This window comes from Thioalkalivibrio sp. ALJ4 (assembly GCF_000377225.1).
Lineage (GTDB): Bacteria > Pseudomonadota > Gammaproteobacteria > Ectothiorhodospirales > Ectothiorhodospiraceae > Thioalkalivibrio.
The window spans coordinates 369,196-390,440 of the sequence record NZ_KB897918.1 but is presented as its reverse complement, the minus strand read 5'-3'; the positions used below and the strand labels follow the sequence as shown (position 1 = coordinate 390,440).

Annotated in this window: 18 protein-coding genes; 11 read left to right on the top strand and 7 right to left on the bottom strand. The window is 68.0% G+C overall.

Features of this window, described 5'->3' with window-relative positions; all coding sequences use genetic code 11:
* Nucleotides 1–90 precede the first annotated feature (90 nt).
* The 3 genes from C936_RS0108020 to rlmKL are packed head-to-tail and all read left to right on the top strand — an operon-like array spanning nucleotide 91 to nucleotide 4,039.
* A complete protein-coding gene (locus C936_RS0108020) occupies nucleotides 91–996 on the top strand; it encodes an ABC transporter ATP-binding protein (protein WP_018174726.1) in 906 nt (301 codons plus the stop codon).
* A complete protein-coding gene (locus tag C936_RS0108015; RefSeq protein WP_018138295.1) occupies nucleotides 996–1,784 on the top strand; it encodes an ABC transporter permease in 789 nt (262 codons plus the stop codon). The genes C936_RS0108020 and C936_RS0108015 overlap by 1 nt, the downstream gene beginning before the upstream one ends.
* 50 nt (nucleotides 1,785–1,834) lie before the next feature.
* Nucleotides 1,835–4,039 carry a bifunctional 23S rRNA (guanine(2069)-N(7))-methyltransferase RlmK/23S rRNA (guanine(2445)-N(2))-methyltransferase RlmL gene (rlmKL, locus tag C936_RS0108010; RefSeq protein WP_018862886.1) on the top strand — a complete coding sequence of 735 codons (2,205 nt, stop codon included), beginning with the start codon at nucleotides 1,835–1,837 and terminating at the stop codon, nucleotides 4,037–4,039.
* A gap of 161 nt (nucleotides 4,040–4,200) precedes the next feature.
* On the opposite strand, the gene C936_RS0108005 is transcribed toward rlmKL, so the two are convergent.
* Both C936_RS0108005 and C936_RS0108000 read right to left on the bottom strand, forming a co-directional pair.
* The gene (locus C936_RS0108005; protein WP_018138297.1) at nucleotides 4,201–4,524 is read right to left on the bottom strand and encodes a cytochrome c; all 324 of its coding nucleotides are present in this window, start codon (nucleotides 4,522–4,524) and stop codon (nucleotides 4,201–4,203) included.
* 60 nt (nucleotides 4,525–4,584) lie between these two features.
* Complete coding sequence (locus C936_RS0108000) at nucleotides 4,585–5,946, bottom strand: sulfite oxidase (protein ID WP_018138298.1); 1,362 nt, start codon at nucleotides 5,944–5,946, stop codon at nucleotides 4,585–4,587.
* A gap of 194 nt (nucleotides 5,947–6,140) precedes the next feature.
* On the opposite strand from C936_RS0108000, the gene C936_RS0107995 reads away from it, so the two are divergent.
* The 3 genes from C936_RS0107995 to C936_RS0107985 all read left to right on the top strand — a co-directional run bounded on the left by C936_RS0107995 (nucleotide 6,141) and on the right by C936_RS0107985 (nucleotide 9,571).
* Nucleotides 6,141–6,896, top strand: a complete 756-nt coding sequence (locus C936_RS0107995) for an FKBP-type peptidyl-prolyl cis-trans isomerase (RefSeq protein ID WP_018138299.1) — start codon at nucleotides 6,141–6,143, stop codon at nucleotides 6,894–6,896.
* The gene (locus C936_RS0107990) at nucleotides 6,890–8,431 is read left to right on the top strand and encodes a S10 family peptidase (protein WP_018649017.1); all 1,542 of its coding nucleotides are present in this window, start codon (nucleotides 6,890–6,892) and stop codon (nucleotides 8,429–8,431) included. The genes C936_RS0107995 and C936_RS0107990 overlap by 7 nt, the downstream gene beginning before the upstream one ends.
* Before the next feature lie 63 nt (nucleotides 8,432–8,494).
* The gene (locus C936_RS0107985) at nucleotides 8,495–9,571 is read left to right on the top strand and encodes a GTP-binding protein (RefSeq protein WP_018649018.1); all 1,077 of its coding nucleotides are present in this window, start codon (nucleotides 8,495–8,497) and stop codon (nucleotides 9,569–9,571) included.
* Nucleotides 9,572–9,701: 130 nt separating this feature from the next.
* Here C936_RS0107985 and C936_RS0107980 read toward each other — a convergent pair whose 3' ends face one another.
* The 3 genes from C936_RS0107980 to C936_RS0107970 form a co-directional block, all read right to left on the bottom strand.
* Entirely contained in the window at nucleotides 9,702–10,481 is a 780-nt protein-coding gene (locus C936_RS0107980) for a sulfite exporter TauE/SafE family protein (protein WP_018649019.1), read from the bottom strand.
* 6 nt (nucleotides 10,482–10,487) lie between these two features.
* Complete coding sequence (locus tag C936_RS0107975) at nucleotides 10,488–11,468, bottom strand: M14 family metallopeptidase (RefSeq protein ID WP_018649020.1); 981 nt, start codon at nucleotides 11,466–11,468, stop codon at nucleotides 10,488–10,490.
* 168 nt (nucleotides 11,469–11,636) lie between these two features.
* Nucleotides 11,637–13,004 (bottom strand): PAS domain S-box protein, encoded by a 1,368-nt coding sequence (locus C936_RS0107970; RefSeq protein ID WP_018649021.1) that lies wholly within the window; start codon nucleotides 13,002–13,004, stop codon nucleotides 11,637–11,639.
* A gap of 290 nt (nucleotides 13,005–13,294) precedes the next feature.
* On the opposite strand from C936_RS0107970, the gene hisI reads away from it, so the two are divergent.
* The 5 genes from hisI (at nucleotide 13,295) to C936_RS0107945 (ending at nucleotide 18,895) form a co-directional block, all read left to right on the top strand.
* Entirely contained in the window at nucleotides 13,295–13,738 is a 444-nt protein-coding gene (gene hisI / locus C936_RS0107965; RefSeq protein WP_026278822.1) for a phosphoribosyl-AMP cyclohydrolase, read from the top strand.
* Nucleotides 13,735–15,159: a cysteine--tRNA ligase gene (cysS, locus tag C936_RS0107960; RefSeq protein WP_018649023.1), complete on the top strand. Its 1,425-nt coding sequence runs from the start codon at nucleotides 13,735–13,737 to the stop codon at nucleotides 15,157–15,159. Before hisI ends, cysS begins: the two co-directional genes overlap by 4 nt.
* Nucleotides 15,160–15,161: 2 nt before the next feature.
* Nucleotides 15,162–15,818: a DUF1007 family protein gene (locus C936_RS0107955; RefSeq protein WP_018649024.1), complete on the top strand. Its 657-nt coding sequence runs from the start codon at nucleotides 15,162–15,164 to the stop codon at nucleotides 15,816–15,818.
* Between the two features lie 69 nt (nucleotides 15,819–15,887).
* Nucleotides 15,888–17,006, top strand: a complete 1,119-nt coding sequence (locus C936_RS0107950; protein WP_018649025.1) for a nickel/cobalt transporter — start codon at nucleotides 15,888–15,890, stop codon at nucleotides 17,004–17,006.
* Between the two features lie 80 nt (nucleotides 17,007–17,086).
* On the top strand, nucleotides 17,087–18,895 hold the full coding sequence (locus C936_RS0107945; RefSeq protein ID WP_018649026.1) for a long-chain fatty acid--CoA ligase: 1,809 nt from the start codon (nucleotides 17,087–17,089) through the stop codon (nucleotides 18,893–18,895).
* Between the two features lie 21 nt (nucleotides 18,896–18,916).
* On the opposite strand, the gene C936_RS0107940 is transcribed toward C936_RS0107945, so the two are convergent.
* On the bottom strand, nucleotides 18,917–19,786 hold the full coding sequence (locus C936_RS0107940; RefSeq protein ID WP_018649027.1) for a uroporphyrinogen-III synthase: 870 nt from the start codon (nucleotides 19,784–19,786) through the stop codon (nucleotides 18,917–18,919).
* Nucleotides 19,783–21,243, bottom strand: a complete 1,461-nt coding sequence (gene cysG, locus C936_RS0107935) for a siroheme synthase CysG (protein WP_018649028.1) — start codon at nucleotides 21,241–21,243, stop codon at nucleotides 19,783–19,785. The genes C936_RS0107940 and cysG overlap by 4 nt, the downstream gene beginning before the upstream one ends.
* Nucleotides 21,244–21,245: the final 2 nt, after the last annotated feature.

The window sequence follows — 21,245 nt, the reverse complement described above, 5'->3', positions numbered from 1 at the left end:
CGCCAGAGCCCTGGAACACGCGCGAATCATATTGGGCTATCCGCGGCAAACCGGTAAGGTATGCACTCCTTTCTTCCGCGAACCGCCTGCTTGCCCGCAATCCGCATCCAGTCCCTGTACAAACGATACGACGGCGTAGCCGTTGTCGATGGCGTGAACCTGGAGATCCCGCGCGGCGAGTTCTTCGGGCTGCTTGGGCCCAACGGCGCGGGCAAGACGACGACCCTGCGCATGCTGCTGGGGATGACCCCGATCGACGGCGGTCAGGTCGAAGTACTGGGCCTTCCGATGCCGGAAGGCGAGCGCGAGGTGCGCAAGCGCCTGGGCATCGTGCCGCAGTTCGACACGCTGGACCCGGACTTCACCGTGATCGAGAACATGCGAACCTATGCCGCGTATTTCGGTCTCTCCGGCGCAACGGTCCAGGCGCGCATCGATCACCTGCTGGAGCAGGTCAACCTTAACGACAAGCGCGGCGCGCGCATCAATGCCCTGTCCGGCGGCATGAAGCGCCGGCTGACCCTCGCACGCGCCCTGATCAACGAACCCGAGGTCGTGGTGCTGGACGAGCCGACCACCGGGCTGGACCCACAGGCGCGCCACCACCTCTGGCGCCAGCTCCGGCAGCTGCGCGCCTCCGGCGTCACGCTGGTGCTGACCACGCATTACATGGAGGAGGCCCAGGAGCTGTGCGATCGCATCGCGATCATCGACCACGGCCGCATCATTGCCTGTGACCGACCCAGCCGCCTGATCGCCGAGCACATCGAACCCTGGGTGGTCACGGTCGGCGGGCCCGATGCCGGCACCGCGATCGAGCAGGAGATCGGCCCCCGGGATCGCGCCCATCAGGTCGCGGATACCTGGCTGGTCTACACGGCCGAACCGGACCGGCTGCGCGAACGCCTGCGCGCCCGGGGCCTCGAACCGACCCTGCGCGAGGCGGACCTGGAAGACGTGTTCCTGAAACTCACCGGCCACGAGCTGCGCGACTGATGTCCGACCCAACCTCGACCTGGCTCCCCCGGCCCAGCCTGCGCTTCGTCGCGGTCTGGCGCCGCAACCTTCTGGTCTGGCGCAAGCTCCTGGTGCCGTCGATGCTCGGCAACTTCGGCGAACCCATCCTCTACCTGCTCGCATTTGGCTACGGCTTCGGCCGCCTGGTGGGTGACCTCGACGGCATGAGCTACATGGTGTTCATCGCCTCCGGGATCATCTGCTCCTCGGCGATGTTCACCGCCAGCTTTGAGGGCATGTATTCCGCCTACACGCGCATGGCGGAGCAGAACACCTGGCTCGGGATGCTGGCCACACCGCTGACGCTGGACGACATCGTTTTCGCCGAGGCGATATGGGCCGCGAGCAAGGGCCTGATCAGTGCCACCACCATCCTCGTCGTCGCCGCAGTCCTGGGGCTGGTGAGCGACGCTCGCGCCCTGCTCGCCCTGCCGGTGATCTTCCTCGCCGCGTTCACCTTCGGCGCGCTCGCCCTGGTCATCACCGCGCTGGCGCGCAGCTACGACTTCTTCCTGTACTACTTCACCCTCGCGGTGACCCCGATGCTCCTGCTCTCCGGGGTGTTCTTCCCGCTACAGGAGCTGCCCAACTGGGTGCAGACCCTGGCGCTGGCCCTGCCGCTGGCGCACGTGGTCGAGATCGTGCGTCCGCTGATGACCGGCAGCTGGCCCGCCAGCGTCTGGCCGCACCTGGCGGTGATCACGGGCTACGGCGCGGCGGCTATCATCCTGGCGACCGCGCTGATCCGACGCCGCCTGCTGCGCTGACCCCAACGGCGGCTGTGGCAAGATAGGCCCCCGTCCCAGGAAGACACCGCATGGCCACGCCCGAGAACGATCCCAGTACCCCGCAGGAATACCGCGCCACAGTCGCCCGCGGGCTCGGCCCCCTGCTGGCCGAGGAACTGGTTACCCTCGGCGCCGCCGACGTGCGCGAGGAGGGCGGCGCGGTGCACTTCTCGGCCGATCTCGAGACGCTGTACCGCGTACTGCTGGGCAGCCGCATCGCCAGCCGTATCCTGCTGCCACTGGCGCGCTTCGAGCAGCCGGACGGGGATGGCTGCTACACCGCCGCCCGCGCGATCGACTGGCCCGCGCTGCTGGACCCCGGTGCGACCTTCGCGGTCGAGGTCGGCGGCAAGAGCCGCCACATCCACCATACCCACTTCGCCGGGGTACGCATCAAGGACGCGGTGGCCGACGCCTTCCGCGAGGCAACCGGCGCCCGCCCGGACGTGGACCCGAAACACCCGGACGTCCGCATCCTGCTGCAGCTGCAGGGGGATCACGCCCGGCTGTCCGTGGATATCGGCAATGGCGGCCTGCACCGGCGCGGCTATCGCGGCGCCGGAGGGGCGGCCCCGCTGCGCGAGAACCTCGCCGCGGCCCTGCTCGCCCGTGCCGGCTGGCCCGCACGCGTCGAGGACGACCCGGAACAGGCGCAGCTGCTGGACCCGTTCTGCGGCAGCGGCACCCTGGTGATCGAGGCCGCCCTGATCGCCACGCACACCGCTCCCGGGCTGCTGCGCCAGGACTTCCGTCCGCAGGGCTGGGCCGGGCACGACGCCGCCCTGTGGCAGCGCTGTGTGGATACGGCCCAGGCGGCGGTCCGCCCCTGGCAGGGCCCGACGCTGCTGGGGTCGGATCGCGACCCGCGCGCGGTGCAGGCCGCGCGCCAGGCGGCCCGCACAGCCGGAGTCGCCGCCTGCACCCGCTTCGAGGTCGCCGACGTGCTGACCCTCACGCCCCCCGCACCGAACGGGCTGCTGATCAGCAACCCGCCCTACGGCGAACGCATCGGCGACCAGCCCGAACTGATCAAGCTCTACAGCCTGCTGGGCGAGCACCTCAAACAGGCCTTTGGCGGCTGGCAGGTGGCCCTGCTGGTCGCGGACACCACCGACTCCCGCCGCCTCGGGCTGCGCGCCACGCGCAAGTACCGCGTACACAACGGCCCGATCGACTGCCAGCTGCTGGAGTTCGACATCCATGCCCGCGAGGGACAGGCCGAGGCGGCACCCCCGGCACCCGAGTTCGCCAACCGCCTGCGCAAGAACCTGAAGCACCTGGATCGCTGGGCCCGGCGCCAGGGCGTGACCTGCTACCGCATCTACAGCGCCGACCTGGACGAGTACCCGCTGCTGATCGATCGCTACCAGGCGACCGACGGCTCCGTGCACCTGCACCTGCAGGAGTTCGCCGCCCCGGCATCGGTCGAACCCGCGCGTGCCGAGGCGCGCCTGCGCGGGGCGCTGGCCGCGACTCTGGAGGTCACCGGCGTCGCGCCCGCCCACCTGCACTACAAGCAGCGGCGCGCCCAGAAAGGCCGCTCGCAGTACCAGCGCGCCGAGACCGCCCAACCCGACCCCTTCTGGGTCGAGGAACACGGCTGCCGGCTGAAGGTGGAGCTGGATGCCTATCTGGACAGCGGGCTGTTCCTGGACCACCGCCCGATGCGGCGCCGTCTGCAGGAAGAATGCAGGGGCCTTCGGTTGCTGAACCTGTTCTGTTACACCGCGGCGGTCAGTGCCCATGCCGCCATGGGGGGTGCCCGCCAGACCGTCTCGGTGGACCTGTCCAACACCTACCTCGACTGGGCCGCCGACAACCTCGCGGCCAACGGCTTCGAGGCCAGCGTGCGCGATGGGCGCAGTCGGCGGCGCCCCGACACCCATGCGCTGCTGCGTGCCGACTGCATCACCTGGGTACGGGAGGCCGCAGACGACCCGGCGCTGCGCTTCGAGCGGATCTTCCTCGATCCCCCGACCTTCTCGAACTCGAAACGCACCGAGGCGGACTTCGAGGTGCAACGCGACCATGTCGAACTGATCCGGGACGCCGCGCGCCTGCTGACCGAGGGCGGCATCCTGTACTTCTCGACCAACCGCCGCCGCTTCGAACTCGACACTGAGTCCCTCGCGGGCCTGGAAGTCCGCGAGATCACTCGCGAGACGCTGGACGAGGATTTCCGCCGCCCACCCCCACCCCATCGCTGCTGGGCCATCTCGCACGCCGCGGACTGACCCACCACGAGACCCGGCATCGCCACCGGCCATGCAAGGGCGACGGACAGGCTCGCGAAGCGCACACGGCTTGCCGCGCTGCACAGAGACCACCACAAAAAAGGCGCCCCGTGGGGCGCCTGGAAGTACGGCTCCTGACAACGGAGCTCTCCTGCACAGCCTTAATCACCGTAACCGTAGTTCTCCACCAGGAAATCCACGATGTCGTCACGCTGCTCATCGGTGAGCCAGGTCATGCCGTAGTCTTCCATGTCGTCCATGACCCAGTTCCAGTCAGCACGATTCAGGTTCTGGTTGGTCGCCTGACGGATGCCGTGGCAGGCCGCACAGGTCTGTTCAAACAATTCCTTGGTCGCCGAGACCTCTTCGGCCTTCTCTTCCTGGGCTTGTTGTTCTTCCTCGGGAATGGCCTCCTCGGCAACAACGGGCGAAGCCAGGGCCGCACACGCCAACCCCAGTAGCGACAGCATTACAAAACGCTTCATGCGTACTCCGTTCTGCTCAAGAGAAACCCGGGGAAATGATGCCCCGGGTATGGAGGTTTGTCACGCAGCGACCGTGACCGGGATCTTGTGGACGATGTTGCCGTCGTAGCCACGCGGGTTCCACGGCTGAACGATGGGCTGAGTATTGCCCTTGTCGTCCACCGCGCGGGCCCAGATCTCGTAGTAGCCGCGATTCTCGAAGGACAGCTCCTTCTCAAAGTGCACCCAGGCGTACTTGTTGACCGGGTCGCCCTTGAGATCGGCCTTCTCCCAGTTGAGACCAAAGTCGGTGGAGATCCAGACTTCCGCGACCTCGTCCTCGCCCGCCCAGGCATGGCCGGTGACCTTGACGGTCTCGCCACGCTCCAGACCGGTGTCCTTCTTCGGACCGGTGATCACGGACTTGATCAGCCACGGGCCGCCGACCTTCATGTCCTCTTCCGGCGGGCGCTCGCCCGGGGCCACCGGATACTTGGGCATGCGGTAGGAGTAGCCAGTCATGCCGCGGCCGTCGTGTTCCTGATCGCGCAGCGTGATCTTGTTCAGCCACTTGTGCGAGCAGGAGCCGTACCAGCCCGGCACCACCAGACGCACGGGGAAGCCGTGGGTCGCAGGGATGTCCTCTCCGTTCATCGCATAGGCCACGATGGTGTGCTCTTCCATCGCCTTGTCGATCGGCACGCCACGGGAGAACGGACCGCGGTCACCGAGGATCGGCTCGTAGCCCTCGTGCGCGGTGTAGACGGCGCTGTCCTTCACGCCGGCCCGCTCGAGGATGTCCTTCAGCGGCACGCCGGTCCACTTGGCGTTACCCACCGCACCGCGGTCCCAGGGGTTGCCGCGCGGCTGCGGGTCGAAGTTCGCACGGCCGTTGCCGCCACACTCGATGTGCAGGACCAGGTCCTTGCTGTCCATGCTCTTCAGGTCGTCGAGACCGATCTCCAGCTCTTCATGCACCTCGCCGTCGATCTTCAGCGACCAGCCATTCGGGTCGCGATCCAGCGCCTGCTGCGGGATCAGGTCGTTGTTGCGGATGAAATGACGGCTGGCCGGGGTAACCTCGTCTTCCAGCAGGTGCGGCGGGGTTTCGACGTTCAACGGGCGATCGTTATGGACGATCAGGCCATCCTCCTTGCCGGCGTCGGACATCGCGGACTTCGCCTGCTCGTCCTCGAGGCCATTCGCTTCGTCCGCCCAGGCAGCCGGGATCAGGCCACGCCCGAACAGGCCGCGCATCGCGGCGTCGGTGCCGGCACCAAAGCCGAACAGCGTCAGGGCAGCGCCGCCCACGCCCATGCGGCCCATGAAACGACGCCGGGAGACGGCTTCGTCAAAGATCTCGAGGGTCTGCGGGTCCGCCCCGGCGTCTTCCGTTACGCCTCGCAGGCGATCCCAGAATTGGTTTTCTTGTTTCCTGGTCATATGCTCCTCCGTCACACGGATCCTTGCGGTCAAGATCCCCCTCAACAAGGCCTTGTCGATTCAGGGATCCCTGAATCATTTAGATCAGGTTCAAATGAATTTCAAAGTTTTTCCAAGGAATTTTGGAAGGAGTTTTCTGGTCTGGTAAAAGCCGGCATGTAAAACAAAAACTTGCAATTTATAAGGATAAAATGATGAAAGCCTGGTTTCTGTTCGCCCTGTTCCTGACCCCGGCCTTCGCGCTGGCCGACAGCATCGAGATTCGCGACATCGAGGAGGGCGAGGGCCCCGAACTCGTACGGCACGACACGGCCCTGGTCCACTATGTCGGACGCCTCGAGGAAGACGGCTCCGAGTTCGACTCCAGCCGCGGCGGCCAGCCCCTGTCCGTGACCATCGGGTCCGGCCAGACGATCCCCGGCTTCGAGCAGGCGGTGAAGGGCATGCGCGAGGGCGGCAAGCGCGAGGCGATCATCCCGCCGGAGCTGGCCTACGGCGAGCGCGGCGCCGGCAACATCATCCCGCCGAACGCCACCCTTCGCTTCGAACTCGAGGTCGTCGAGGTCCAGCGCGCCCCGTTCAGCAGCCTGGACAACGAGGGACTGGCCGAGAAGCTGGATGAGGGGGTCACCATCGTCGACATCCGTCGCCCGGACGAGTGGGCCGAGACGGGCGTGGTGGAAGGCAGCCATCGCATCACCGCGTTCGAGGAAGACGGCAGCCTCAACCCGGAGTTCGGCAGCAAGTTCACCGCGCTGGTCGACTCCGACGACGAGGTGATCCTGATCTGCCGCGTCGGCAACCGCACCAGCGCACTCGCCCAGGCCCTGTCGGAGGGGCTCGGCTACGACAAGATCTACAACGTGACCGACGGGATCATGGAATGGCTGGACGATGACCGTGTCGTACGCCATGACTGCCCGGATCACGAGGAGACCGCTCAATGCTGATAACGGCGCCGCAACGACGCCCGCTCAAACCCACACCTGCATCGCGCACCAGCGCCAGCCCGTTCTACGGGCTGGCGCTCGGCCTGCTGATCGGTCCCGGGATGTCCGCTCCCCTGCTGGCCAACGAGACTGAACCAACGCCCCCCCTGCCCGAGGCCGTGACCACCGAGCACTCGCTGGAACTGCTCGACGGCAGCACGCTGGACTACCAGGCCACGGTCGGCTATGTCCCGCTGGGCGAGTCGATGGACGACCCCGATGCCCGGGTGTTTACCGTCAGTTACACGGTGGACAGCGACGAAGATCGTCCGGTCACCTTCATGGTCAACGGCGGGCCCGGCGCGGCCTCGGCCTACCTCAACGTGGGCGGCCTGGGGCCGCGGGTACTGGAGACCGACGACCAGGGTCTGGCCGCCTCCACGCCGCCCCGGCTGGTCGACAATCCCAAGACCTGGCTGGCGTTTACCGATCTGGTCTTTATCGACCCGGTCGGGACCGGCTTCTCGCGCGTGATGGGCGGCGAAGCCGATCAGTACTTCTCCCGCGACGGCGACCTGGCCGCGATGGAGGAGACGCTGGAACGCTGGCTGGATGAACACGGCCGGCGTGGTGACGCGGTGTACCTGGCAGGCGAAAGTTACGGGGGCTACCGCGCCGCCGCGTTGCCGGCGCGCATTGCCAAGGGCTCCGGCATCAGCCTGAGCGGCACAGTGCTGATCTCGCCCGCGCTGGATTACGGCATGCTGGAACACGGCACCGCCCGCCCGATCGGCTGGGCCCTGAGCCTGCCGGCGATCACCGCCGCCGCGAAGGCACAGGGTCGCCTGGGCGATGACCCGCCCAGCCTGGAAGAGGCCGAGGCCTTCGCCCTGGGCGACTACCTGCAGGGCCTGATCCACCCCGGGCAGATCGACGACGACTGGATCGGCGAGGTCGCCCGCTTTACCGGACTGTCGCGCGATCGCCTGAAGGCCACACGGGGACGCATCACGCTGGACATGACCCAGCGCGGCCTGCTGATGGACGAAGGCCGGCTGGTCAGCCTGTACGACGGCGGCATCGACAACCTCGACCCGGTGCCCACCAACATCATGCCGCAAGCCGATGCGATCCTGGACGGCCTGACCGCCCCGCTGTCCACCGCGATGCTGGACCACCTGCGCAACACCCTGGACTGGGAACACGGGCACCAGTACCGCCTGCTCAGTCGCGACGTGTTCCGGGCCTGGGACTGGGAGGCCAGCGGCCGCGAGGGACACTTCACCGCGATGGACGAGCTGGCCACCGCCCTCTCGCTCAACCGCGACTTCCGGATCTTCAGCGTGCATGGCGAGGCAGATCTGATCACGCCCTACTTCACCACCGAGTGGCTGCTGGGCCAGATCGCGTTCGCCGCCGGCGACGAGGCCGACTCGCGCATCATCCCGCGCGCCTACCCGGGCGGGCACATGCTGTACATGCGGGCGGACACCAACGAAGCCCTGTTCAACGACGCCGAGGCGTTCTATCAGGGCGAACTGCGCGCCGACGACTGAACCGAAACCAATCGCGTGGCGTGCCCGCTGCCCGGGTCCGCCCGCCAACCAGGCCGACGCCACATGACCACCCACCACGACATCCCCACCCACCTGGTTACCGGCTTTCTGGGGGTGGGCAAGACGACCACCATCCGCCAGTTGCTCGCACTGCGCCCCGAGGGCGAGCACTGGGCCGTGCTGGTCAACGAATTCGGCGAGATCGGCGTAGACGGCGGCCTGCTCGCGGATACCGGCGTCGCGCTGGAGGAGATCCCCGGCGGCTGCCTTTGCTGCGTCTCCGCGCAGATGTTCACCGTCGGCCTGAACCGGCTGATCCGCTCGCAGCACCCCGACCGCATCCTGATCGAGCCCACCGGGCTCGGGCACCCGGCCGAGATCATCCGCACCCTCACCCAGCCCCCCTACGATGGCGTGCTGGACCTGCGCGCCACGATCACGGTCATGGACGCCCGCCACCTATCCTCGCCCCGCCACCGCGAACACCCGAACTGGAACGACCAGATCGCACTGGCCGATGTCCTGCTGGCCAACAAGGCGGACCTCTACAGCGAGGCGGATCGCGAGGCCCTGCAGGCGTTTGTCGCTGCCATGCCGCCACCACGTCCGCTGGTGGTCGAGACGACCCAGGGATGTGTGGAACCGGCGTGGCTGGAGCACCCCCGGCTGGAACGCGGCGGGGCCCTGTTCCCGGAGGCTCGGGCGTTTCTATCCGCGGGTGACACGCCCGACCACGACCACGACCACGACCACGACCACGACCACGACCATGGTCATGGTCATGGTCATGCACCCAACGAGCACGGGTACGAACCCGTGACCATCGACACCCGGGGCGATGGCTACCTGGGCCGCAGCTGGCTGCTGCCCGAGGGGCAGGCGTTCGACCACACGGTCCTGGAGACGCTGGTGAGCGGCTTCACCGGAGAACGCCTCAAGGGTCTGGTGCTGACCGATCAGGGCTGGCAGCGCATCAACCGCGTGACGGGCGACGGCGGACTCGAGGCCATGGAAGCGCCCGCCGCCGGCACCCGCCCGCGCATCGAGGCCATCCTTCCGGAGACCGACGCCCAGGCGCTGGACAACTTCGACCAGGCCCTGCAGCAGGCTCGCACCGGCCCTCAGCGTATCGCGCAATAAGTCAGGGGGACGGCCCGGGCAACCGATGCGATTCGCTACGCTCATCGCATCCTACGCGCCCGAGCTCCCCTCCGAGATGACCGTAGGATGCAATGAGCCCCGCGAATTGCATCAACCCAACGCCAGAGCACTACCCCAGCCAGGCCGGATCAACGAAGAAAAGCACCGTGGTGCCGGCCCCCACCAGCGTAACCAGATGCCGGTACCACGGTTCCGGCAGCACACCCAGTAGCGCAATCCCGACCCGGGCGCCGAGAATGGCCCCGGCCCCGACGGCCAGCAGCCCGGTCGCAACCACCTGTCCACCCACGACAAAGACCACGACGGCAATCAGCGTCAGCACCGTGGAGAGCAGGTTCTTCAGGGCATTGGCCTGTGCCAGGTCGACCATCCCCTGCCCCCGCAGGATCGCCAGCAGCAGGATGCCGACCCCGCCGTTGAAATAGCCACCGTAGACACAGCCAAGCCCCGCGCCCGCCACCCGGGCCAGTGCCGGACGGGCCGCATGGGCCGCGCGGCGCTGCAGCCACGGGCCCAGCGCGAACAGCAGGGTCGCCAGCAACAGCAGCCAGGGGATGAAGGCCCGAAAACGCGCGTCCCCCGTCAGCAGGAGCAGGGCCGCGCCCAGCGCCCCGCCCAGCGCCCCCACGACCAGGAACAGCGCCAGCAGGCGCATGCCCAGATCCCGCCCCAGGATGCGCAGACGACGGTGATCGACGAGCAGGCTGGCCGCATACCCGGGCAGCAATGCGGCGGTCCCGGTGGCATTGGCCGCCACCGGCGGGACACCCACGGCCATCAGGGCCGGCAGGGTCAGAAAACTGCCGCCCCCGGCCAGGGCATTCAAGGCACCGGCGAAAAACCCGGCCGCAAAAAGTAGCGCGGCAACGCCGGAGAAGACGAACTCCACGGGAGGTCAGATCACGCGGCGATCACTGAACTCGGCGCGATAGAACCATTCGTTGCCCGGCAGCGAGTTGGGGTTGGGGAACACAATGAAACCGTCGGCCGGGGCCTTCACTTCGGTCCCGTCCGCGCGAACACCGATCACGTCACCCTCGCGCAGGGGATCGAAGCTCTTCCACTCGCGCACGAACCGGTCATCGGGGTGGTCGCGGTCGATCACCTCGACCAGGCGCAGGACCTCCGGATCATCCTGCCCGGGCGTGGCCGGGGCCTCGATCATGCCGAGGTGGGCCAGGGTATTGAGGATCGCGTTGTAGGCGACCACCGGGGCCTGCGGGTCGTCGTGCTGGCCGCATTCCAGCGTCACCCCGTAGCCGCCCTGCGAGCGCATGTACTCGGTGGTGCCGATGCCGTAGCTGGGGTCGGTGGAGAGCATCTGCGCGCGGTGGCTGGCGTTCGGGTTTTTCATGCGCCGGGCGACCCCACGCGCGTAGGTATCCAGCCAGCCCTCGACCATGCGCCTCGGGCCCAGGCAGGCGGCCAGGGCCTCTTCCTCGCGGGCACGGGTAAAGCCCTCCAGCCCGCCCTCGTTGTTCCGCGGGCCAAGCATGATAAACGGCTGACCGCCGGTATGAAACGAGTGCAGATCCAGCAGGACGTCGTGCGCCGCCAGCAGCGGGCACAGTACGTTGGCGATGCGGTCCTCGAAGTCCTGCGGGTCCTCGGTCACGCGCAAGTTGCGGTTCAGGTTGCGCTCGCCCATGCGCTGCCCCAGCTCGTAGGCCAGCGGATTCGTGCGCGGGACCAGCGTCAGCGTCCCGCACTGCAGGCGACGCTCGCCGCTCTCCAGCTCGTCATGCAACCGCTCGGCCGCCTGCGTGCCGCAGGTTTCGTTGCCATGCACCGCCCCCAGCACGATCAGCCGCGGCCCCGGGGTCAGGCCGTGGAAGGTCAGGGAACGCATGGCGGTGGGGTGCGGCTGGGACGACATATCGAGAGCTCCGGCGAACGGGGAATCAGCTCGCCATTGTACGCTCGCACCCCGTGAGCGCGAACGGGCGACTACTTCAAGCGGAAGAGGTCAAACCGCTGTTTCGGTCACAGCGGGACCGTATTTGGGCCCTTCCGCTGTCACCCCCCGACATAACGACTCTTCCCGCTACAGATCCGTGATATCCAGCATCGTCCCCTGGACCGCGTGCAGACCGTCGTCGCCCTGGACCACCGAGTCCACCACCAGGCTGAACCAGCGCTCTTCGCCGCGCGAGGGATGCCGCCGCAGCCGGAACCGCCGCCCAACACCCTCCTGACCGGGGGCCAGCTTACGCAAGACCTCTCGCAGTTCTTCCGCATCTCCGGCATCCGGGTCGAACTGCACATTCCAGACTTCGCTCAGACTGGGCGTATGGTGGCGAGAATCCAGCCCCATCAGGTCATACAGGTGATCGGACCACCACAGGCGACCAGTCTCGACCACGTACTCCCATGAACCGAGGCCCGCATGACGCTCGGCGCGTGCCAGGCGATCCACCTGGCGATTCAACGCCTGCTCGGCCTTCTTGCGTGATTCGATATTGCGCAGGGTCACCAGCAGCAGACGTTCGTTGGCGATCTCGGTTGCCTGCAGATTCGCTTCCACCCAGAAGACATGGCCGTCACGGTGGCGAGCGCGCCACTCGAACGACAGTTGTTCGCCATGTCGCGCGCGGTTGATCAAGGCCTGCTGGCGTTCGACCTCGTAGCCGGGCTCCTGGGCGCTAAGATCGCTGACCGTGCAACGCAGAATCGCCTCGTGCTCGTAGCCATACATGGCCAGCGACGCGGCATTCGCTCCGACAAAGGCACCCGTCTCGAAGTCCTGCAGCAGAATACCCTCCTGCACGTTGTCGAAGATGGCCCGAAAGCGCTTCTCGCTGTCGCGCAGGCCACGCTCGGCCTCGACCCGTTCGGTTACATCCGTCAGCAGGCCGTGAAAGCCGAGGACCTCGCCACCGGAGTCCCGCTCCAGCCAGGTCCGATCCTCGACCCAGATCCAGCGCGTCCCCCCGACATCCAGGCGGTAGTACTGCACATACTCGTCCGGCCCGCGTTCCATATGCCGGTGCACGTCCTTGATGATGGCCTCCCGGTCGTCCGGGTGAATCCGTTGCGCATAGTCCGCCGCACCGGACAGCAAATCCTCCGGCTCGAGGCCCCAGCGCCGCACATTCGGGGACACATACACCACCGGCCAGCCGGGACGCGCGGCCCACTCGATGGCGACTACCGGCGAGCGATTGACCACTTCGGTCAGATAACGGGCTTCGGCCGAGGCCTGGTCACGGGCCGCGAGCACCCAGTACAACAGCAGAAAGAGGACCAGTGCGGTCACAGTGACATAGAAAAAGCCCTTGACCGTCTGCAACCAGCCCAGCAACTGGATATCGTCCACCAGCCACAGCAACGCCTTGTCGGACAGCCCAATCCACAGCAGCCCGAGCGCCAGATAGACCAGTGCCACCCAGCTGGCGGTACGCCAGGCACTCACTCCTCTGTCGGGAATACCGGCCTTGTCCCTCGTGTCGCGCCTCAATCCCGTTCCCCAGCCCCCGCAGAAATCCGCCTGCGTGTTGCTAATTTCGTTTGAGGATCGACCAGCCGGCTCGGGGATGCAAGGGCTTCCAAGGCGCAGGCTGCCAACGGCCCGTGCTCGCTGTTTGCATTCGATATCGGGCCACAACGGTTTTCCCGGAAGTCGCATCGGGATGCGCGTCCCGTTCTGCTCATCACGGGCGCAGAATGGTACCCTTGGCGCTGGTTTCCGCTATGCCGGCGTACATGTTCAAGACACTGGAAAAAGCCTCGCGCAGCACCCGCCAGCCAGCCGCCGAGGTGCTGGAAAAACTCAAGCTGAACCCGGACGGCCTGATCCCCGCGATCGCCCAGCAGTTCGACAGCGGCGAGGTCCTGATGATGGCCTGGATGAACCGCGAGGCGCTGGACGAGACCCTGCGGACCAGGCGCGTGTGCTACTACTCGCGCTCGCGCCAGGCGCTGTGGCGCAAGGGCGAGCAGTCGGGTCAGGTGCAGCAGCTGCAATCGCTGCACCTGGACTGCGACGGCGACACCATCCTGCTGAAGGTCGACCAGACCGGCCCCGCCTGCCATACCGGCCGGCGCAGCTGCTTCTACGTGCAGATCGACAACGACGAGGCCGTGATCACCAGCGACCCGGAGATCGCCCCCGAGACCCTGTACGGCCACAAGGACGACACGAAATGAGCGCCAACCCCGGCCGCGAGCTGATCCTGCACAACACGCTCGGCGGGCACGACGAGCCCTTTCGTCCGCAGGACCCCGAACGCGTCACGCTCTATGTCTGCGGCCCCACCGTTTACAACCGGGTACACGTGGGCAACGGCCGCCCGGTGGTGGTGTTCGACGTGCTGTTTCGCGTATTGCGCGAGCTGTACGGCCCGGAGCACGTGATCTACGCGCGCAACATCACCGACGTCGACGACAAGATCAACAAGGCCGCGGCGGAGAACGGCGAACCGATCGCCGCGCTGACCGAGCGCTTCACCCGAGCCTTCCACGAGGACATCGCCGAGCTGGGCACGCTACCGCCGACCCTCGAGCCGCGCGCCACGGATCACATCCAGCCGATGGTCGAGCTGATCGAACGGCTGATCGAGCGCGGCCATGCCTACCCGGCCGAGGGGCACGTGCTATTCGACGTCACCTCCTATCCAGACTATGGCGCGCTGTCCGGGCGCACGCTGGAGGACATGCAGGCCGGCGCCCGGGTCGAGGTCGCCAGCTACAAACGCCACCCCGGCGACTTCGTGCTGTGGAAGCCGGCCGCCGAAGGCGAACCGGGCTGGGACAGCCCCTGGGGCTATGGCCGCCCCGGCTGGCATCTCGAATGCACCGCGATGATCCGCAGCCACCTGGGCGCGATGATCGACATCCACGGTGGTGGGCACGACCTGGTCTTCCCCCACCACGAGAACGAGATCGCCCAGGGCTGCGCGGCGGAGGGCTGCGCGGAGCACAGCACGCATTACGCCCGCTACTGGGTGCACAACGGGCACGTGACCATCGACGGCGAGAAGATGTCCAAGTCGCTGGGCAACTTCCAGCTGTTGCACGACCTGCTGCAGGCCTATCCGGGCGAGGTCCTGCGCATGGCGCTGCTGTCGCGCCACTACCGCGCGCCGCTGAACTTCTCCGAGGACACGCTGAACCAGTCGCGCAATGCCCTGAACGGGCTCTACCGCGTGCTGCGCGACCACGCCGATGTCGAACCGGCCCCCGTGAACGCCGCCGAGACCCCGGTGTTCACGGCGCTGCTGGATGACCTGAACACCCCCGGCGGCATCACCGCCCTGCACCGCCTGGCGGATGCCCTGGCCGCGGCTGGCGACGCGGCCGAACGGGCCCGCCTGAAGGGCGAACTGATGGCCGGCGCCGGGCTGCTCGGACTGCTGCAGCAGGACCCGACGGCCTGGTTCCAGGGGGATGGCGAGGACCACGAACTCGCCGCCTGGGTGGAGGAACGCATCGCCGCCCGCCAGGCCGCGCGCCAGAACCGCGACTTCGCCACCGCCGACGCCATCCGCGACGAGCTCACCGCCCGCGGGATCGAACTCGAGGACACCCCGGAGGGGACACGCTGGCAGCGCAGCGGGAGCGTCGCCTGAACATGGCCCGACGCCTCATCCGGCGACTCCTGCTGGGCCTGGCGCTACTGATCCCGGGCCTTGCGCTGGCACACCCCCACGCCTGGATCGACCTGCGCGTGGGGCTGGTGTTCGACGACAACGGCCAGCTGGAGCGCATGCAGCAGGCCTGGCTGATCGATCCGACCTACAGCCACATGCTGCTGGAAGAGATGACCCGGGACCTGGAAGGCGATATCGGCATCGACGAGGCGCTGGATCGGGTCGCCGAGCGCATGCTGGAAAACCTGGCCGCCTACGACTACTTCACCGAGCTGCGCCACGACGACGCGGAGATCGCGGTACCTCGGGCGGAAAACGCCCGGCTCTCGCTGGAGGACCGGCGGCTCTATCTGCGCTTCGACCTGCCGCTGGCCGAGCACGCCCTCGACGATGCCAGCGGCTTCACCTATCGCGTGTTCGACCCGACCTACTGGATCGAGGTCCTGCATGACGCGGACGACGTGGTGCATATCGAGAATCGCCAGGGCTGCGAGGTACAGATCGAAGAGGCGCGCCCGGACCCGCAACTGATGCGCTATGCCGCCACCCTGGAACGTCAGGACCGCAGTCCTGTCGACAATCTCGGACGCCACTTTGCCGAGACCGCCACCCTGCAATGCCGGAACCGTTCGGACTGAGCGCGACCACACAGGATTAGAACGAAAACCGTTCGATGAATCCGCAGGACAGCGTTATAGTGTAACGATATGATCGTCGCCCCCGCCCATCGACTTCACGGCTTCACTGCCCCCCTGGTCCTCCTGACCCTGGGGCTCTTCTTGTTGCTGGGCGCTTTCAGCGCCCACGCCGGCGAATCGGCCCATCCGCTGGGCGGCGGCACCCCTGCGGGCGAAACCGAGGCCGAGGAACGCTCGGCCATGCCGGATACCGCCACCGCACCGGTACCGGAGACACTTGCCGATCCACCCGGGGCACTGGAGCGCGTCACCGCCTGGATGCTGCAGACCCAGCGCCAGTTGCATCGCGACCTCACTCAGGGACTGCACGCCCTGCGCGACGCCCCCACCGCCCAGACGGCCGGCGCCCTGATCCTGGTCAGCCTGCTGTACGGCGTGTTCCACGCGGCCGGCCCCGGCCATGGCAAGGCGGTCATCAGCGCCTATCTGCTGACCCAGCCCCAGAACCTGAAACGCGGCATCCTGCTCTCCACCGTCTCGGCACTGGCCCAGGGGGTCACGGCCATTGTGCTGGTCGGGGTGCTGATCGGCCTGCTCGGCTGGCTGGCGCGCGATACGCTGGGCCAGGTGCGCACCCTGGAGATCGCCAGTTTCGCGCTGGTCGCCCTGCTGGGGGTCTGGCTGATGCTGCGTGCCCTGCGCCACGCCTGGCGCCTGCACAAGGCCCATGCCCAGGCACGTGCGGAGGCCCGGCATGAGCACGCAGACCATCACCACCATGACCACCACACCCACGACGATCACTGCGGCTGCGGCACCCCGCATCATGTCGACCCGAACCACAGCGGGACCTGGTGGGGTACGGTCGCGGCTGTGGGTATCCGCCCCTGCTCCGGCGCGGTGCTGATCATGGCGGTCTCGGCGGCCCTGGGTCTGGCCTGGGCTGGCGTGCTGGCCGTGTTGGCGATGTCGCTGGGAACCGCGGCCACGGTATCCGTTCTGGCCACACTGGCCGTCTCCGCACGCGACTGGACCCGCCGCTGGCTGGGCCCGACGCGCGTCGGCCGCCTGACCTACGTAGGCCCGGCCTTCGGGCTTGCCGGTGGCGGCATCATCGCGCTGATCGGTATCAGCCTGGTGATTGGTGCGGTCGCCTACCGGCCCGCCGCCCACCCGCTGGGACTGTAGAACGCCACAGACGCCAAGGTTGCCGCACAGGTCCGGGTCCTCTAACGTCCCGAACATACTCCAAGCTGCGAGACGCGCCGATGTCCGATTCCGCGATCCGTCCCGACCAGGCCCCGACCCTCCCCTCGCTGTTCCGTGTCCGCGTCGAGCAGACGCCGGATGCCCCGGCCTATCGCCAGTACAACAGCGAAAGCGGAGGGTGGCAGCAGACCTCCTGGCGCGAGATGGGAACGATGGTGGATCGCTGGCAGGCCGCGCTGGCTGCGGAGGGCCTCAAGCCTGGCGAACGCGTGGCACTGATGCTCGGCAACTCACGCGAGTGGGTCGCGTTTGACCAAGCGGCGATGGGGCTGGGGCTGGTCCCGGTCCCGCTGTACACCGACGATCGTCCCGACAACGTCGCCTACATCATCGGCCAGACGCAGGCGCGCATCCTTCTGCTGGGCGAAAGCGCCCACAGCCGACGGCTGTCCGAGCACTTCGAGAACATGCCATCGCTACGGCGCATCGTGAACATCGGCGGCGAGGATACGGAGCCCGACGACGAGCGCGTGATCGAGCTGGAAGACTGGCTCGCGCGGCACGAGGGCACCGAGTTCCACCACCCGGACCTCGATCCGGAGACCATGGCCACGATCGTCTATACCTCCGGCACCACCGGACGCCCCAAGGGCGTGATCCTCTCGCACCGCAACATCCTGGAGAACGCCTGGGCCTCCTCGCAGACCGGCCCGCTGTCGCCCGCCGACCGTTTCCTCTCGTTCCTGCCGCTGTCGCACATGCTGGAACGCACCGCCGGGCTGTACATGCCCATGCTGATCGGTGCCGAGGTCGCCTTCGCGCGCTCCATTCAGGCCCTGGGAGAGGACCTGGTCAACGTGCGCCCCACCGTGCTGATCTCGGTACCACGCATCTACGAACGCGTACACGGCCGCATCCAGGCCGGCCTGAAACAGAAATCGGGCCTCGGCCGCGCCCTGTTCAAGGCGACCGTCAATATCGGCTGGAAGCGTTTCGAGCACCAGCAGGGCCGGGGCGGATGGTCTCCCGGCTTCCTGCTCTGGCCCCTGCTGGAGCGCATCGTCGCGCGCAAGGTACTGGACCGCCTGGGCGGCGAGCTGCGCTTCGCGGTCTGCGGCGGCGCCCCCCTCCCACCGCCGATCGCCCAGTTCTTTATCGGCCTGGGCCTGCCGGTCCTGCACGGCTACGGGATGACCGAGGCCAGCCCGGTGGTCACCGTGAACACCCCGGACAACAACCTGCCCGCCTCGATCGGCAAGCCGCTGCCCGGGGTGGAGGTGAAGATTGGCGAGATGGACGAACTGCTCACCCGCAGCCCCTGCGTGATGCTCGGCTACTGGAAAAATGCGGAGGCCACCCGCGAGACCATCGGCGAGGACGGCTGGCTGCACAGTGGTGACCAGGCCCGCATCGACGACAGCGGGCATGTCTTCATCACCGGTCGCATCAAGGACATCCTGGTGCTGACCAACGGCGAGAAGGTCCCGCCGGCCGACATGGAGATGGCGATCGCGCTGGATGCGCTGTTCGACCAGGTGATGATCGTCGGCGACAACCGCTCTTTCCTGACCGCCCTGGTCGTTCCAGAGCCGGAGGCCTGGGCCTCGTTTGCCAGCGACCACGACCTCGACGCCGAGGCCGAGGGTCGCCTGCCGCGCAAGGCCGAACGCGCCCTGCTGCAGCGCATCCAGTATCAGCTACGCGACTTCCCCGGCTACGCCAAGATCCGCCATGTGCATGTGACGCACGAGGCCTGGTCCGTGGACAACGGCATGCTGACCCCGACCATGAAGCTCAAGCGCCCGGTGATCGTCGAACACTACAGCGAGGCCATCGAGGCGATGTACGCCGGCCACGACGGTCACTGAGACCCGCGCTGGGCCCGCCATTCAGCCGCCATGTGCACCCAGGTGTCGCGCGAGCGTCGAGACCAGGGGTTTCATGAAGTACTGCCCGTCAGGGACTACTGTCGGGTGCACCCCGTGGGCGCGCAACTCGTCGGCCACCACCGGGCCGATCGCGGCGACGACGGTGCGGCCGAGCGCTGCCAGCAGCGCGTCCTCGCGCCCCGCGTCGCGGGCGACGCGCAGCAGGCGCCGCACCTGGGCCTGACTGGTGAAGGCAATCGCATCCACGTCCCCCGCGATCAGGGCCTCGATCAGCCCGGTCACGCGCCCGGTCTCGGCGGCGTCCGCATAGCGGTAGGGCCAGACGGGAAAGACCTCGGCGCCCGCCTGCTCCAGGAACTCGAGCAGGCGGCGGTTGGGTTCCGCGCCGTAGAGCTGCACCCCGATACGCTGCCCGGCCAGATGCTGCCCGGCCCGATCCTGTCCGGAAAGGGTTTCGATGATGCCCTCGGTCGTCGGTGCGGCCGCGATCGCATCCGGCCGCACGCCGAAGGGCTTCATCGCCCGCCCCGGCTTGGGGCCGCGCACCAGGGTCGGCGTCCGCACCACGGCGGCCAGCCAGGCGTCCTCGCGTCCGGCACGCTGCGCAAAGCCGGTCAGGCGGGTAAAGCCCTCGCCGGTCAGGAAGATCAGGCGGTCGAACGGCGCCTCGATCGCCCTGTGCAGCCAGGCCTCGATCGCCGTGCGGTCGGGGCTGTCGTGGATCGCGATCAGGGGGCAGCGCCAGACCTCGGCCCCGCGCCGCTCCAGCAGACCGGCGAAGACCTCCAGCGCCCGGCTCTCCGGCAGGGCCACGCGGCGACCCGCGAGGCCACTGGCCGCCGCCTCCGGCAGGACGGATGCGGCCGTCACGCCGCACTCGCCGCCGCGGCACGCGGCCCCGACATCGGCATCGGCTGTGGAAACACCGTGGCGGCCCCGGCATCCGGCTGGAACCAGGCCAGACGCGCGTGGCAGGCCGCCACCTCGCCGATCACGATCAGGCTGGGCGAGCCCACCTGCTCGCGCTCGGCGCGCGCGGCCAGGGTATCCAGCGTGCCGGTCACGACGCGCTGGCGGGCAGTGGTGCCGTTCTCGATGATCGCCGCCGGGGTCTGCCCGGCGCGGCCGGCACCCTTCAGCCCCCGGCAGATCTCGCCCACCCCCTTGCGGCCCATGTAGAACACCAGGGTCTCGCGGGTACTGGTCAGCTGCGACCAGTCCACATCCAGCCGCCCTTCGCGGGTATGGCCGGTGATGAATCGCACCGACTGGGCATGGTCGCGGTGGGTCAGCGGTATGCCCGCATAGGCGGAACAGCCGCTGGCCGCGGTGATGCCGGGGACGACCTGGTAGGCCACGCCGTCGCGCGCCAGCACGTCCAGCTCCTCGCCGCCCCGGCCGAACACGAACGGGTCGCCGCCCTTCAGCCGTGCCACGCGCTTGCCCTCGCGCGCCAGTCGGGAGAGCAGCGCGCTGATCTCCTCCTGCGGCACGCAGTGGTGATCGCGCTCCTTGCCGACATAGAAGCGCTCGGCCTCGCGCCGCGCGAGGTTCACCACCTCGGAGGACACCAGCCGGTCGTAGACGACCACATCTGCCTGCTGCAGCAGGCGCAGCGCGCGAAAGGTCAGCAGGTCGGGATCGCCCGGTCCGGCGCCGATCAGGTAGACCTCGCCCGGCGTGCGGGCCGCGGCGTCCGCCAGTTCCTGTTCCAGGCGCGCCTCGGCCGCGTCCATGCGCCCGGCCAGGGCCAGCTCGGTGGCCGGCCCGGCAAAGGCCCGTTCCCAGAACGCGCGGCGGGCGTTCACGTGGTCGAAACGGGCGCGCACCCGGTCGCGCAGCCGCCCGGCGAGATCGGCCAGCCGGCCATAGCCGGCCGGGATCAGGCTCTCGATCTTCGCGCGCAACAGGCGTACCAGCACCGGGGCGCGGCCACCCGAGCCAATCGCGACGGTCAGCGGCCCGCGCTCCACGATCGCCGGCAGGATGAAGCTGCACAGCTCGGGCTGGTCGGCCACGTTCACCGGGATCGAGCGCGCGAGGCAGTCCTCCGAGACCTGGCGGTTTACAGCCGCGTCATCGGTCGCGGCAATCACGATCGCCACCCCAGCCAGGCATTCGGTGTCATAGACCCCCGGATCGCGGCTGATCGACCCCGCTTGTTCGCGCAGCAGGCGCTCGGCGGCCTCGCTGTACGCCGGGGCCCGCAGGCGCACCCGCGCCCCGGCCTCCAGCAGCAGCGCCGCCTTGCGCGTGGCCACCGGACCAGCCCCTACGACCAGAGCCTCGCGGCCGTGCAACTGCATATAGATCGGCAGGTGTTCCATGC